General features: G+C 40.9%; 9 protein-coding genes. 5 read left to right on the forward strand and 4 right to left on the reverse strand.

Annotated elements, in window-relative coordinates; all coding sequences use genetic code 11:
- Positions 1 to 9 precede the first annotated feature (9 nt).
- The 4 genes from DFQ12_RS15470 (at position 10) to DFQ12_RS15485 (ending at position 7,705) form a co-directional block, all read left to right on the forward strand.
- Positions 10 to 1,065, forward strand: coding sequence for a S66 peptidase family protein (locus tag DFQ12_RS15470; protein ID WP_120259944.1), 1,056 nt, complete (start codon positions 10 to 12; stop codon positions 1,063 to 1,065).
- A gap of 1 nt (position 1,066) precedes the next feature.
- Positions 1,067 to 2,470 carry a M14 family zinc carboxypeptidase gene (locus DFQ12_RS15475; RefSeq protein ID WP_120259945.1) on the forward strand — a complete coding sequence of 468 codons (1,404 nt, stop codon included), beginning with the start codon at positions 1,067 to 1,069 and terminating at the stop codon, positions 2,468 to 2,470.
- A 234-nt stretch (positions 2,471 to 2,704) separates the two neighbouring features.
- Positions 2,705 to 6,004, forward strand: coding sequence for a SusC/RagA family TonB-linked outer membrane protein (locus DFQ12_RS15480; RefSeq protein WP_120259946.1), 3,300 nt, complete (start codon positions 2,705 to 2,707; stop codon positions 6,002 to 6,004).
- A gap of 111 nt (positions 6,005 to 6,115) precedes the next feature.
- A complete protein-coding gene (locus tag DFQ12_RS15485; protein ID WP_120260036.1) occupies positions 6,116 to 7,705 on the forward strand; it encodes a RagB/SusD family nutrient uptake outer membrane protein in 1,590 nt (529 codons plus the stop codon).
- A 74-nt stretch (positions 7,706 to 7,779) separates the two neighbouring features.
- Here DFQ12_RS15485 and DFQ12_RS15490 read toward each other — a convergent pair whose 3' ends face one another.
- The 4 genes from DFQ12_RS15490 to DFQ12_RS15505 form a co-directional block, all read right to left on the reverse strand.
- A complete protein-coding gene (locus DFQ12_RS15490) occupies positions 7,780 to 9,249 on the reverse strand; it encodes a RagB/SusD family nutrient uptake outer membrane protein (protein ID WP_120259947.1) in 1,470 nt (489 codons plus the stop codon).
- 18 nt (positions 9,250 to 9,267) lie between these two features.
- A complete protein-coding gene (locus DFQ12_RS15495; protein ID WP_244211758.1) occupies positions 9,268 to 12,426 on the reverse strand; it encodes a SusC/RagA family TonB-linked outer membrane protein in 3,159 nt (1,052 codons plus the stop codon).
- Between the two features lie 173 nt (positions 12,427 to 12,599).
- On the reverse strand, positions 12,600 to 13,655 hold the full coding sequence (locus DFQ12_RS15500) for a dipeptide epimerase (RefSeq protein ID WP_120259949.1): 1,056 nt from the start codon (positions 13,653 to 13,655) through the stop codon (positions 12,600 to 12,602).
- Positions 13,656 to 13,661: 6 nt separating this feature from the next.
- On the reverse strand, positions 13,662 to 14,888 hold the full coding sequence (locus tag DFQ12_RS15505; protein ID WP_120259950.1) for a C40 family peptidase: 1,227 nt from the start codon (positions 14,886 to 14,888) through the stop codon (positions 13,662 to 13,664).
- Positions 14,889 to 15,424: 536 nt separating this feature from the next.
- Between DFQ12_RS15505 and DFQ12_RS15510 the strand changes: the two genes are divergently transcribed.
- Complete coding sequence (locus DFQ12_RS15510) at positions 15,425 to 16,453, forward strand: glycosylasparaginase (protein ID WP_120259951.1); 1,029 nt, start codon at positions 15,425 to 15,427, stop codon at positions 16,451 to 16,453.
- The last annotated feature ends 141 nt before the right edge of the window (positions 16,454 to 16,594 follow it).

The raw sequence follows: 16,594 nt of genomic DNA on the forward strand, positions 1-16,594 counted from the left end.
TGTCATAATATGCAAAAAAGGGCTTTTATAAAATCAATTGCTTTGGGGACATTGGCCATTCCGGTATTGGGAGCTGGTCGCGCTACTGCAATCGTAGCGGAGCTTGCGGGAGCGGCTACTTTGCTGGCAAAGAAGCTATACCCAGGGGATACTATAGGGTTGATAACTCCAGCAGGTGTATTGGACGATGAGGAATCGATCATTATCGCATGCGAGATCTTTGAAACGTTGGGTTTTAAAGTGAAGGAAGGAAAACATATCCGTAGCCGTTACGGTAATTTGGCGGGGACAGATCAGGAACGTATTGCTGACATACATGATATGTTTGCTGATAAGGCTGTCAAAGCAATAGTCTGCATAAGGGGAGGTTCGGGAACTTCCCGTCTTTTGGACAGACTTGATTATAAGATGATTGCTCAAAATCCTAAGATTTTGTTGGGATATTCTGATATAACTGCGTTAATCTTGGCTTTGTATGCGAAAACTGGACTTGTTACTTTCCATGGTGCGGTTGGTATAAGCACTTGGACAAAGAAGCTGGCCGAGGCCTTTAATGCACAATTTGTAGCGAATAAGCCTGCGGTATTTGAAAATCCCAAATTGAAGGGAGATAATATTGTACAGACTAAAGACCGGATAGCTACAATCTCCCCAGGTGTTACTGATGGGGTGTTGCTGGGCGGGAATATGACCGTATTGACGGGCTTATGTGGTACTCCTTATTTACCAGACTTTAAAGATAAGATACTTTTTATTGAGGAGGTCGATGAAGATATGGAACGCGTCGACCGGATGTTTTGCCAGTTGAAAAATGCAGGGATATTGGCAATGATCAAAGGTTTTATTTTTGGGAAATGTACCAATTGTAAACCATCAGGAGGCTATGGCTCTGTGACATTGGATCAGCTATTCAATGATTATATTAAACCCTTAAATGTGCCTGCTTATAGCGGAGCTGTCATTGGGCATATTGCGGAGCAATTTATCCTTCCGGTAGGTGCAAAGGTGAGAATGGATGCATCACAAGGAACGATTACCTTAATTGAGGCAGCCTTAAAAGATTAACATGAATTTAGTGAAAGAAGATTTTATCAAAGCCTTTTCTTTATATGAAGAAAAGGCTTTGCAGCATAGACGATTTAAGCACGCTGATATCTTGCCACTTTTGCAAGGAAAAGAGGTCAGTAAGCAATTTACTGTTGAAGAGATCGGACGGTCAGTGGAGGATCGTTCAATTTTTAGATTGAAATATGGGCAGGGACCGATAAAGGTACTGTTGTGGTCGCAGATGCATGGCGACGAGCCTACGGCAACAATGGCGCTATTTGATCTGTTTAATTTTTTTAACGGGGAGGTGGATGGCTTTGATACCTTTCGAAAGGAAATCGCGGAAAAACTGACTTTATATTTTATTCCAATGTTGAATCCTGACGGCGCGGAGCGTTATCAGCGGAGAACGGCGATGGATGTGGACATGAATCGCGATGCACGTGCAGTCGCTACCGTGGAGGGGGCTTTGTTGAAAGCGCAAGCGATGTTGTTGAAGCCAGATTTTGCTTTTAATCTTCATAATCAGAATAATTACTATAATATTCCAGGTACCACTACCCCAGTAACAATTTCCTTGCTGGCCCCGGCATACGACTATGCGAGAAGTGTTAATGCTGTTAGGGCAGATGCCATGCGGGTAATTGTGGGAATCAATAAGATATTACAGGAATTTATCCCGAATGCTGTCGCGAAATATGACGACGAGCATACCCCACGTGGTTTCGGAGACAATTTCCAAAAATGGGGTGCCAGCACCATTCTGATTGAATCAGGAGCCTACGCCGGTGATCCTGAAAAGCTGAAAGTTCGAAAATATAATTTCATTGCGCTATTACAGGCCTTTCAGGAAATCGCTTCGGGATCTTATTCGGAACATGATATTGCTGATTATAACGCGATTCCTTTTAATGATGAACAGCTCCATGATGTTCTGATCCGAAACCTATCTATCGAAAAAAATGGTAAGAAGATGCTGGTGGATGTAGGTATTCGGCAAAATGAAAAAACTGTGATAGACGACTATTACGTAGAGGGAGTAATTGAGGATATTGGTGATTTGCAGGATTTCTATGGATATACTGATCTCGATGTTGAAGGACTCCACTTTATTCCAGCAAAATTGTATTCGGACCGGATATTTTCACTGGCGGAATTAACTTTACCAATGATAGGTGATTTGTTGAAACAGGGCTTTGCGGCAATAATGATTTCCGATGTGACTGAAGGTACAAAGGTGCATACTTTCCCAATTCAAACCAGGTGGGATGCTAACTTTCAAGGTGCAGCGAGTCCCATTATAGGAGATCAAGCGGACTTTTTTATTGGCACCGAAGATGAAATTCGATATGCGTTGATCAACGGTTACTTGATTGATTTCATGTTACCATTGGATCTTAATATGAAAAATAAGATGAACTAGCATATTCTTGATACGGATGAGATGGTTTACGGTTTATGCCCATAATGTTTTTTACATTATGGGCATTTTAATTTTGTAAATCACAGTTTATATTTATTGTGTTGTTTTCATTTTTTTTAAAATTTTGATGAAAAAATAGCAGAAATTTTACATTTACTTCTATTTATTTATATTTGCCCCCGTAGTAATCTACTTAAAATAAGAACGACTAACTTAAAACTATCCTCACGAATTATGTCAAGAAAAACAAAACTATTTTTCGTATTGACTTTAGTTGCTTCAAGTGGTACCTCATTCGATTTACAGGCGAGATCGAATACTGAAAGTCCAATTGAACATCATGTCATCCAGCAAGAAATTACCGGTCTAGTCAGCGACAAGAACGGACCTATTGTAGGAGCATCGGTTGCTATAAAGGGATCCGCTATAGCGACCTATACAGATCAGCAAGGCCATTTCAAAATCAGTAAGTTAAATCCAGGAGCAATTCTGGTTGTTTCCTATGTTGGTTACAAATCTCAAGAATTGAAATATGAGGGTCAAAAGAATCTTTCCATTGTTTTGGATGCGACATCCACCGATCTAGACGAGGTGATTGTTGTTGCTTACGGCACTGCAAAAAAATCGACCTTTACAGGATCTGCAACGGTAGTTAAAAAGGAGCAGCTGGAAAAAATAGGGGGATCCGGATTTGCTGAAACTCTTCAGGGGATGAGCCCTGGCGTCAGTGTAACCAACAATGAAGGTAATCCCGGCGGCGATTCTCGTATTCAGATCCGCGGGATCAGTTCCATGAGCGGTTCATCCAATCCATTGTATGTCGTGGATGGAATGCCATACGACGGTCAGCTAACATCTATTGCTCCTTCAGATATCGAATCCATTACTGTATTGAAAGATGCCGCAGCTTCTTCGCTGTATGGATCCAGAGCGGCCAATGGTGTTATTGTGATCACCACCAAGAAAGGTAAAAGTACCAAGCCTACCCTGAATTTTAAGTCCGCTTGGGGAACCTCGGATAATGCTGTTGGCAATCCCACCAAAGCCACACCTGAAGAACAACTGTTGAATACTTGGGAGGGTATGTATAATGACCAGTTTTACCGTTATAACAGAACTTCGAAAGATGCAGGAGATTGGGCATCTGAGAATGTACTGGGTAAGCTACTGAAAAAAAGCAGCGCCGGTGTTTACGTATCGCCATTTAAAGATATCTATGAAAATTATGTACTTCATGATGGAAATGGAAATGCGTATATCAACCCCAAATTGGAAAAGATCTGGAATGAGTCGGACTATGACTATTATGGTGCTGTATTCTCACGCAAATTAAGACAAGAGTATAATCTGGATGTGAGCGGTACCGCTGGCGATGGCAAAACTAACTATTTCCTGTCTTCGAATTATTTGGATGACAAAGGTTATGCAATGGCTCAGTATTTTAAACGTTATGGCTTTAGGGCTAATGTGACATCACAGGTGACCGATTGGTTGCAGCTTGGTGGAAATATGTCGTTCTCCTCTTCTAAACAGAATCTCTCCGGAGCCAGTAGAGCCCTAGACTTTAGTACAACCCTGACGTCGCCGTGGCTACGTAATGCTGACAATACAGATTGGGTGTATTCCGAGAAGACGGGACGTCGTATGTTTGATTATGGTACCTATGGAAATAATTTTTTTGGTATTCATGTATTGAACAATGGTGGTGACTACTGGGATAATCCGAATGATGAAGGATTTACCAACAACCAGCGCAACATGATATCAGCACGCTACTTTGCTGGAATAAAATTGCCATACAATTTAAACTTTAAGTCAAGCATTAGCATAGATAATAATATTTATAAAGAATTTACCTATGGTTCAGCTGTGCATGGGCCTGGACAACAAGCGCCTTACGGAACGAGTGTATTGACCAGTGGTGGAAATGCGGGGCGTAGAAATGATGAAACTCGTGCTGTCACTTTCAATAATATCCTGAGTTGGGAGCAGGATTTCGGAGCACATCATTTGTCAGCATTGGCTGGTCAGGAATCCTATACTAGAAATGCTGTTGGGGATAATGGTTACGGTGAAGGTATTATGCAGCTCGGGCAATATGAATTGGCATCTACAACTACCAATTGGTCTGTCGGTTCTTATAAAGATCGCTATGCCTTGTTATCGTATTTGGCTAAAGTAGATTACAACTATAATGATAAGTATTTTGCTTCGGTCTCTTTCCGTCGGGATGGATCGTCACGTTTTCACCCAGACAACCGTTGGGGTAATTTTCTGTCCGGTGGGCTTTCCTGGAAGATATCAAAAGAGAACTTCTTAAAAGATGCGACTTGGTTGGATAATTTATCATTCCGAAGCAGTTACGGTACCACCGGAAATGACCGGTTGATCCGACGCAATGGACAAGGAGTGGCTACCGATGAGATTCTTTACGGCTATCAGGCATATTATAGTGCTGATAACCTCTATGGACTACCGGGATTAAAACCTAATACTGTTGCAGCACCTGATCTGCAATGGGAAAAAAATAAGCAGTTTAATATTGCTGCAGATTTTGCTTTCTTAAAACGTTTTTATGGAACAATAGAATATTATTCAAGAAATTCTTCCGATCTCCTTTTTTACAGGGAGTTCCCTCTTTCAGCACAAGCGGGAAATGCGATTGGACAAAACTCAAATCTTGGAAATTTGAAAAATAGTGGTTTTGAATTCTCATTAGGTGCTGATATTTTTAGAAAAGATCATTTTAGCTGGAAAGTTGATGCCAATTTATCAACCCTAAAAAATGAGATCACTTATTTACCAGGCGGTGCTCTTACGTTTAATAATCGCGGTGCCGGTTATCGTCTAGAAGAAGGACATTCATTGTACGATTTCTACATGGTGAAGAATGCCGGCGTTAATCCGGATAATGGGAATATGCAATATTGGGTGAAGGATGATAAAGGGGGCTGGAAAATTTCCGAAGACTATGTTGGTGAGGTCACATCTGATGATTATCAGTGGATCGGTTCGGCATTGCCAAAAGTATATGGTTCATTGACCAATAGTTTTAAATTACATGGACTGGATTTCTCCTTTATGTTCTATTATTCGCTTGGCGGGAAAATGTATGATTACTCCTATTCTGAACGTAGTACACTCCGCGGTGGTGTGGGGGTGACGCAGGATCTGGTACAGGATCGTTGGCGTAAACCGGGTGACCAGGCCCTATTGCCAAAATGGTCGGATGATAATTATGCTGCGACACGCAGGGCTTCTGACTTTTATATTTTTGACAACGATTATCTGCGTTTGCGGAATATCACACTGGGTTATTCCATCCCGAAAAATACCTTACAAAGAATAGGATTATCCAATGTCCGGTTTTTCGTGTCAGCAGATAATTTATTGACTTTTGGTTCTGCCAAAAATCGGTATACCGAACCAGAGACCGGCTTGTCGGGTAATAACTATAATGGTAATGCGGATACGGATAATGGTCGGCAAGGAGCAAGGAGAATCTATACTGGTGGCTTGCAGGTTACATTCTAAGGATAAATTAAATCGAGGAAAATTATAGGAACCGGCCATCTGACTGACGTATAGATCAAGTGAAACAGGTCTATGCAGGATGATAAGGTTGCTAGTATAAAAAAAATATTAATGAAAAAGATATTCAAGACCATAAACTTTACAATTTTAGCATCTTCATTGCTGTTCATGGGGAGCTGTAAAGACTTTTTGGATGCCAATACCTCTGTCGATACCGAAGAGGGGACGGCTTTATCCAGTGCAGGGCAGTTACAAATGGTGCTGACTTCTGCTTATAGGCAACTATATTTTAATGATCAAGGTGCAGACCGTGTTTATGCGGGATTACCGGGATTGCAAATGTATGTGGATCTAGGTGGAGCAGATATTGTCAGCCATACCAACATGGGGGGAAATCAGGTTGATACGTATAAATATGAGGCAGCAAGGACGCAGACTACAGGCACTTCGGATGCAATTTGGTCAATGATGTATAAAATTATCAATCAGACCAATAAAATTATCCACGCTGTGCCTGCAGCACAGGGAGATGAAGCAATTAAGAATCAGATTTTAGGACAAGCTAAAGCAATTCGGGGAATCTGTTATTTTCATTTGATCCAGAACTATCAACAAACCTATATGATCGCCAAAGAAAAGAAAGGCGTGATATTACGTTTGGATCCGAAGGAAGACCTTAACTTGCCTAGGGCTACCGTACAACAGGTCTATGATCAAATCCTGGCTGATCTTGGCGAAGCGAAAGCACTGTTAAAAGGATTCGACCGTCCGGATAAATGGACCATTAATGAGGATATTGTTTCTGGAGAATTGGCACGGGTCTACTTGGTGATGAACAACTGGCAAGGCGCATTAACTGAAGCTACAGCTGTGTATAATAAATACAGCCAACTGATGACACGTGATCAATACCGTAGTGGTTTTGATGACGCCATTACCAATGCTTATCCGGAAGTGGTTTGGGCGATGAAGTTTACAACAACGAATAATTTAGGGGGCGGTACGCAGTTTAATTTCTGGTATAACCAAGATGAAAAATATGGTGAGGGGTATACAGATGGACCGATTTATGCCTTCTTGGATTTCTTCGCAGATGGACAGTACGAAAAATTGTTTGAAAAGACCGAAGATCGTTACCAATTCTGGAAGCGTACGAAAAATGCAAATAAAGAATGGTCCACCAAATGGGCTTATGATAAATACAAACATTATGGCGATGCTAATGGTGCTGTACAAGGAAACACGAGACCTGAAGTTACGCTGATGCGTGGATCCGAGATGCTCCTGATTATGGCGGAAGCTGCGGCGCATTTAAATAATGGAATGGGGCTCACTTACCTTAATCGTTTACAAACAGCTAGGGGGGTTAAAAATTTAACTAAAGCAGCTACGGGCAATCCTCTTTTAGAGGCAATTTACGTGGAACGGCGCAAAGAATTACTTTGTGAAGGTGTGACTGGTTTATATGACCTGCTTCGCTTACAAAAACCTTTGACGCGTATTCAGGAAACTCCTACTTATGTGGAGGGACATTATACTTGGGGAATGACCAACCTGGATGGTTATGATCCAAAGAGCTCAAACCCGATCGGGACATTACCTTCTAATGATTACCGCTTTATCTGTCAGATTCCACAGTTAGAAATGACAAGAAATACACAGTTAAAAGAAAGTGATCAAAATCCGTTTAAAGGACAGTAAATCCAAAGCGTATTTACAATCAAAAAAGCACCCCGTTTCGGGGTGCTTTTTCATTGTAGAGATTGGCTATACAGCTAGTAACTCGGGTTTTGTTGATTTGCGATAGCCGGATTCGCATTCATTTCATCTAAAGAAATTGGAAGAATCGTTTTGAAAAAAGTTCGGTCAATTGTCTTTGGTCTATTGGTTGTGCTGATATTACCAAGATCATCGTCAAATGTGATCGACTTATTCCAGCGCATCATATCGAAGAATCGATGGCCTTCACCTAAGAGCTCTTTGCTTCTTTCGTCAGCTATCATATCCAAAGTAACTGTATTGGAGGTTGCGGCATCCAGTTTTGGAGATCTTTGACGAATAGCATTCAAATAGGTTGCTGCAAGGTTTTTGTCTGGAGATGGTTTCAGTAATGCGGATTCAGCAGCGATGAGGTACACTTCTGAAAGGCGAATGACTTTGACATTCACGGCAGTACTATTTGCTGGTGAATTTTTGTCTCCGGCAAGGGTAGTGCTTCCACTATACTTGTACAAAGCGCCCAGATGTGTGCTGCCGACCTCATCAGATCCCATTACTCCCCATCTCACATCAGTGTCGTCAGTTTTAAGTTTCGTTAGGAATGGGTCTGCAGCGATAAAATTTCCCAAAATAGCCGCACTTCCATGTCCTTTCCTACGAAACATTGCCCCAAGAGAATTTACACCCCCATCGGCTTCATTGGGATAGACACCAAGTTCAAAAATTGATTCTGTACCAAACATGCTAGTCCAGGATTTTACCCAGTCAGCATTGCTGTACAAGGTATACATTTTGGAATCGATTATCTCCTGAGCAGCTTTTAGCGCGTTGTCATAATCGTTCATATAAAGATAGACACGTGCTTGCAATGCTTTATTCGCGAAATAGTTAATATATCCGTTTGCCTTTGATTTAGACAATAAGCTTTCTGAATCTTTAAGATCTTGGAGAATCTGCTTATAATTTTCATCGACAGAGACGCGTTTTTCCTGTGCGTTGTATTCAAGTACTTTGGTTACATTGGGAATACCCAAGGATGACTTATCCATATTATATGGCTTGCCATATAATCTCACCAGATCAAAATTAATTAATGCTCTAGCTGTTAATGCTTGTCCTTTATAGGAAGCAAAATCTTCCGTTGAACCGGCGTTGACCAGTTTATCTATATTTGCAAGGAGATTATTAATTTGTACCAGTGAGTGAAATCCTTGGATCCAAATGTTAGCATAGGGATTTGATGATGCAGAATGATTAAATACGTATAAGTAATCGTAACCACGTCCTTGCGAGGCGATCGTAAAGTCCCCACCTTTTGCATCCGCATAAAGTGGGAAATTTCTACCATAATAATCAACATTTGCCATTTTGCTCATTAGTCCATTCATAATAACTTTTGCATCGGCTGCAGTTTGTATAGATGTATTGGAATCTCCCATGTTTGTAGGAGTGACATCCAGAAAATTACTGCAGGAGCTAATTGCTAAAGATATAGATATGCACGAGGCGATAAAAAGCTTTTTCATATTACTGTTTTTTGTCCATTAAAAACTAAATTCAACACCAAAAGTGTATGTTTTTGCCAGTGGTGTTTCCCAACCGCGGGTACCAAATTGATTCACCTCAGGATCCATGTATTTGTACTTGGAAAGCGTGAGCAAATTACTGCCATTAAAATATAGTCTAGCATTTGAAATTCCGGCTCGACTCAATAATGTATTTGGTAATCTATAGCTTAGAGAGATATTTTTTAGTCTGATATAGGAGGCGTCAAATAATTGTCTACTGCTAATCTGGTTGACATCTTCTAGATCTCTACCAGTTACCATGGGATAAGTTCCCCCTGTGTTGGATGGTGACCAAGAGTCTTCAACAAAGTATTCTGAATGGATCCGTTCCCAATAATAACCATCATCTGCGACATCTTTTGATGTAGCATCATATAGTTTGCCGCCTATCTTGTAAGCAAAGTTCAATCCCAATGAAAAGTTTTTATAGTCAATATCCGAATTTATACCACCATATAATTTAGGATTGGCATTTCCAATAATTGTCTGCTTTGCATTTTTATAATTATAAGTTGCAGCTTTTCCATTAAACATGAATTCACCTGTGGTGCCATCATTGGTATACCATACATTTTTTCCATTGGTTTGGTCCGTGCCAGCCCATTCCAGTCCGAAGAAAGACAACACAGACTCACCTTCACGGTATACGTACCTTGCCCTATTATCTCCACCGGTAGGGTCAAACCAGACAATATCTTGTCCACCGTATAGTTTTGTCACTTTCGATGAAATAAAAGTCGCATTAGCACTTAAAGTCCATTTCCAATTTTCATTTTTCACAATATCGGAGCCCAGTTCTATTTCTAATCCTTTGTTGTTCATCTCACCCACGTTTCTCAGGATAGACTTAAAACCCGTGATTGTAGATATCGGAACATCCTGTAGCAGACTTTTTGAATCCCTATTGAAATATTCGAGTGTACCAAAGAGTTTGTTGTTAAATAACCCGAATTCCAAAGCGATATTGGTCTGGTAATTTAGCTCCCAGGCGACGTCCGGATTACCCAGGTTATTTAACCCACCGCCAGGTTGTGTCATATATTTATTGGAATAACTGGTCAAGTTTCTCCAGGCATAGTTACTTGTGGGTAAAGTTCCGTTAGTTCCGTAAGAACCTCTAAATCTCAGGTTATTGATTTGTTCAATGTCCTTGATAAAAGATTCTTTTGCTAAATTCCATGAAGCTGCAACCGACCAAAAATTACCCCATCGCGGACCAGGCCCTAATCGTGATGCACCATCTCTTCTAAAGGAAGCTGAGGCAAAATACCGTTCATCAAAATTATACTCAGCTCTGGATAAAATGGACATCATGTTGAAGCCTTCTGAATATGCAGAGGCATCCAAAATACCAGCAGTAGCGACTGTATGAAGTGATGAAGAGGGAAGATCTTTACCTGTGGCACGAATAAAATCTGTGGTGTTTTTTTCAGCCTCGAAACCTGCCAATAAACTCAAATTGTGTAGCCCGAAGCTTTTGTTATAATTGGCAGTTGTTGATGAGACTAATTTCTCGATGGATGTAGAAACTTCGGTGACACGACCGTTGTCTGCCATACCATTATAATGTTTGGCACTGTAGTAAATATGATCTTTAACCTCTGTATTATCGTAAGAGAAAATCGTTTTCAGGGTTAGCTCTGGTAAGAGTTTTAAGGTCAAGGATTCTATGGCGGAAATTTTGCTCGTTTTTGATGAGTTCTCCCATTCTTTATTGTAGTATAATGGGTTATAAGCTAGACTTCCATAGCGGGCAGTGTATTCTTTGCCTGTTTTATAATCAGTTGGCCAATACATCTGCCATAAAAGATTGCGCGTTTGATACAGGTAATTTGTTCCTGTATTTCGCGTATCGTTCATGCCGATTAATTTGTTCTTTGCGTAGTTGATATTGGATCCAAATTCTAGGTATTTTCCGATTTTCTGTGTCAAATTGACCCTTCCATTAATGCGGTCAAAATTATTTTCAATAACCCTGCTTTTATCTTGTGTATAGTTCAAGGATGCATAATAGTTTGTTTTCTCCGTTGCTCCACTGACCGATATATCGTTGGTATTGAATATACCTGTTCTAAATAATGCTTTATTCCAATCGTAATATTTTCCGTCCCGGTTTTCCATTCCGTCAGTTTTTCCGGAAATATGGACATTCTCCCATTGTGATGTGCCATCGGTACTAAATTGGTAACCATGGATACCAAATCCATAGGCAGGATTTGGTTTGCCATAATTTGCAGAATTGGGATTCCATTCCAATGAATTCAGGCGGTTGAGTGTATTCTTGTTTGCTTGCTCTGCTGTCTGGCCTGATGCTATCCGAGAATCATATAGGATGCTATAGAGCATATTGATTTGATCTTGGACAGATGCAGGCTCATTATTTTTTGTGGCCCAGGATGGGCTTATGCCGATTGAGGATTTAACATTGATCTTTGGGTCGCCATTTTTACCTCTTTTTGTTGTAATGATGATTACTCCATTAGCTGCCCGAGATCCATACAAGGAGGATGCAGCAGCATCTTTCAGTACAGAGATGGATTCGATATCACTTGGATTCAATGTGCTCATTACATTGTTTGTATTGACGATGTAATCGCCCATTTGCCCAACGCTTCCGGAGATAACTGGGACGCCATCAATCACATATAACGGGTCGTTGGACGCATTCATCGACCCAATTCCTCGGATACGTATGGCCGAGGTAGCCCCCGCTTGACCTGATCCATTTGATAGTTGCAAACCAGCGACACGTCCAGTTAATGCTTTTTCAAAAGATGTGACCGGTTGTTTATCTATTGCATCAGATTTTACCTGTGCAGCCGAGCCTGTATAAGTGCTTTTTTTTGCAGTACCATAGGCAATGACGATAACCTCATCTAAGGCTTGTTCGTTGCTGACGAGTGTAATGCTGATGGTTTTTCGGCCATTGACCTGAACCTCCTGCGCATTATAGCCAACAGCAGATAGGATTAGTGTGGCATTCGAATTTGCATTGAGCGTGAATAAGCCTTGTTCGTTGGTTGATGTTCCTTGGCTGGATCCTTTAACATTTATGGTAACTCCACTGATGGGATTTCCATTGCTGTCGGTGATTTTTCCAGCAATCTGAATCTGTTGCGCGTATAGTGACTGCATCGAACTACAGGCTATGAGACACAACGTTGTGAGCACATGTTGTTTCATAAAAGTGTGAATTGATTAATTTAGTTTGTTAATATCTTGGTAAAATTGGCTATTGGTTACAACTCCGATAGCGATTCAATACAATGTTTTTCTTTAAGACAAAAAACATTGCATTGAATATAATGTTATTTTCTTAAAATTCCAATTCCAGGGCGATCCGGCAAGATGCAGTTTCCGTTGATTACTGTCATTCCGTCGTAGATATCATTATCGATCAGTAGTGCCCCATCTAGATCTGCCCAGTCGGTCAATGGTGCTAATTGCGCTGCGGCGCTGATAGCACATGAGGTTTCAGTCATGCAACCGATCATTACTTTCATTTCGAGAGAACGTGCAAGTTCGGCCATTCGTTTGGCTTCACGCATGCCTGTGCATTTCATAAGTTTGATGTTGATACCACTGTAAACTCCTTTTAGTGCAGGCACATCAACTAAGCGTTGACAGCCCTCATCCGCAATTGTCGGTATTGGACTATGTTCCGTCAGCCAGGCATTATCGTCAATCTGTTCTTTGGGCATGGGTTGTTCAAGGAAAGATACATTTCGCTCAGCGAGCCAATGTGCCATTTCCAATGCTTCTTCCCGCGTTTTCCAACCTTGATTGACATCTGCACATAATGGACGGTCAGTGACCTGACGAATGGTGTCAATGATCATCTTATCGGTATCCAGCCCCAATTTTACTTTTAGGATCTTAAATTGATCTGCTTCAGCAACCTTTTTACGGATCATATCCTCCGTATCGATGCCGATGGTGTAGGAAGTCGGTGGGATAAGATCGGGGTTTAATCCCCATATTTTATAAAACGGCTGACCCATAATCTTACCAAGCACATCGTGTAATGCGATATCGATTGCTGCTTTTGCTGCAGTATTTTTTGTTGTTACTTGATCTATATAGTGTAAGATCTCTTCGGTTTGGAAAGGGGAGTTGAATGCTGATAGATCAATTTGATTTAAAAAAGCGATAACACTTTCCTGTGATTCACCAAGGTATGGTGGCATACTGGCCTCTCCATAACCTACAATGCCATCGTACTCCAATTCGGTCAATACAACAGGTGTTGTACTTCGGCTGTAGGAAGCAACGGTGAAAACATGCCGCAATGTTAACGTATATGGACGGAACCGTAATTTAAAAGCCCCAAAGTCTTTGCTGATCCATTCAGATTGGTTGCTCATCTTGATTTATTTGTTGATGTAATAATTGTTTTCAGCGATTTTTTGAATTGCACTATCCTTGGCTCCAAGGTAACGACGGGCTGCTACCACAGTACGTGTCTGGAAGTCGTCGTAATCTGGTGAATCTTTTAGCATGCTGTTTATACGAACTAAGCCTGCAGCGTGAATAAAGGTACCATTACCAATATAAAGGGCTACATGGGTTACCCGAGCGTTGGGATTACTATTTTTACCTGCAGCAAAGAACAATAAATCTGCTGGTTTAAGGTTTTTGAGCGCTTTGCTCGCATCGAAATGTCCCTCATTGTCTAGAATATCTATCTTCTCGCCGGCCAGTACCTGTTGCGATGCATCTCTGGGTATAACAAAACCATTCATAAAGAAACTTGTTTTGGTAAAACCACTGCAATCGACTCCTTTAACGGATGTCCCTCCCCATAGGTAAGGCAGTCCCAACATCGTTTTTGCGCTTGCGATAATATTGTCGGCGGTAGGGGTACGTGTATCCAACCAGTTTTTTAAGGTTAGACTTTCAGATTTCTTGATATATCCTTTTCGGCCATCGGGATAAGTAACCGTATAAAAGTTGCCTTTCTGTCCTGTTAATTTTAAGATGTCGCCATAAACTAAATCCGATACCCGTTGGCTCTTCTCATTGGCTTCGGAATAAGATTTGCCATATTCATTGGTGTAGATCAGCTTGTCCGCTTGCTTCCAGCTGGCAATTTCAGTTTTATCCATTACAGCTATTGAAGAGCTAGGTACCCATGCGATATAACCGTCGGGTGTCCGTACACGGTATTCACCACTTTTTTTCTGCAATAAATCTACTTGTGTGCCCAGTAAGACTTGGCTTGTCAATTCTGCAGCATTATTCGGATCGGTACGCATGTTGGCAACTGACAGTGTGATTACGCCGTTAGTTTTACCTTCGACACTTGCATCAGGCAACAATTGGATTTGGATATTAGCGGATATTTCTTTCGCTTTTTGTTCGAGTACGAACTTCGCATCTTTTTCGGTTGTTTCGAGGATATATTGATTTTGTGGGATATCCGCTTTCTGAATAGCCACAATTTTCGTTCTGCGATCTGGTGCAAATTCACGTTTTACGTTTTCTTGCAATTCTTTGATTTTGAAATATGTTGTGGAATCTACCTGCTGTGCATGGCCATGACTTGTGCCAATAAGACTTGCACATGCTAAAATCGCGAATTTTAGTGTGTTTTTCATGCTGATTAGTTTGTTTCTAAAGATAGGATTAATTCACAATATAAATCAATGTTTGTTGTCGATTTTTAAGTGATTTGAATATTGTATTGCTAAAAAACGAATCTTTAGGCCTAATTTTAATTAATTTGTCTATTTGCTAAAACCATTTTGTATTATTGCTTATTGATAGCGAAATCAGTTTCTTTTTTTGATGACTCTCTGTCTGAAGATAAGTCGGTGAGCGATGGAGGTGCTTTTTGGAGCCAATACGCGTACTAAAAAAGAATATTGTCAAGTTTTTGGTAATTTCGGGGTCGGTTGATAATAGGGTAAAAAAAGAAGATATTCTTGTTCCCGATTTCGTTGGATTGCAAGCGTAATTGTGCGGTTTTATCATGCAATTGTTACGATGATCCAATAGAAGGTAGGAGCATCTTAGAATCAATCGTTATGGATGCATTATTCTGCTCATGAGAATCAAAAAATAGTATATCCATGTTTGGACGGTAGGACGCTACTCAAATAAAATGGGGTGTTAAAAGATAAATAATTTACATATGAGTTCTAGACGTAATTTTATTAAGCAAGGTTTTATGGCTGCTACGGCTATAGGTACCTTGAGTGCATTCGATACAAAAGGGTTGACGATTGCATCTAGTGTCAAGGTGAAGAAATATCCTATCGTGATATCGACATGGGATTTTGGGATAGCGGCAAATAAAGCTGCATGGGAGATCTTGTCGAAAGGTGGAAAAGCTCTTGACGCTGTCGAGCAGGGTGTACGTGTACCCGAAGCGGATTTGAAAAATATGACTGTAGGAAAAGGGGGATATCCGGATCGTGATGGACATGTGACCCTAGATGCCTGTATTATGGATGCCGATGGTAATTGTGGCGCTGTGGCTGGTATGGAAAAAATTGGTCATCCGATCTCCGTGGCCCGTCTAGTGATGGAGAAAACACCACATGTCATGCTTGTTGGTGAAGGTGCCTTACAATTTGCATTGGAAAACGGTTTTCAAGAAGAGAATTTATTGACTCCTGAGGGAGAGAAAGCTTGGAAAGAGTGGTTAAAGGAGAAGAAATACAAGCCAGTCGTTAATATCGAGAATAAAACTTTTGCTGCAGAGCGCCTACCCGGCAATCAATACAATCACGATACCATAGGTATGTTAGCCTTGGATGCCAACGGAAATATCTCCGGAGCCTGTACGACCAGCGGAATGGCATTTAAGATGCATGGCCGGGTAGGGGATAGTCCGATTATCGGAGCTGGACTCTATGTGGATAATGAAGTTGGAGGGGCTACTTCGACCGGTGTCGGTGAAGAAGTTATTCGAAATGTTGGTAGTTTTTTGGTGGTCGAGTTAATGCGCCAAGGATATTCACCTGAAGATGCCTGCAAGGAAGCCGTGATGCGTATCGTGAAGAAAAAGCCCGCAATTGCCAAAGAGATACAAGTTGGATTTTTGGCGATCAATAAAAAAGGGGAGTATGGAGCTTATGCATTGCAGGAGGGATTCTCTTACGCCGTTTGTGACAGCAAACAGCAAGATCTATTGATCAAAGGAAAACATTATTATTAGTAATTAGATATGAGATTTTAGATGTGAGATTTGAGACAAAGGATCAGGGACTGGTTTAACAAGCGTTCGGATTTGATGTTCAGCCGTAAATCTTTATTCTTTAATCCTGATCTTATGTTCCATAATCCTTACCCCTTATTC

It is taken from the genome of Sphingobacterium detergens (assembly GCF_003610355.1).
GTDB classification, from domain to species: domain Bacteria; phylum Bacteroidota; class Bacteroidia; order Sphingobacteriales; family Sphingobacteriaceae; genus Sphingobacterium; species Sphingobacterium detergens.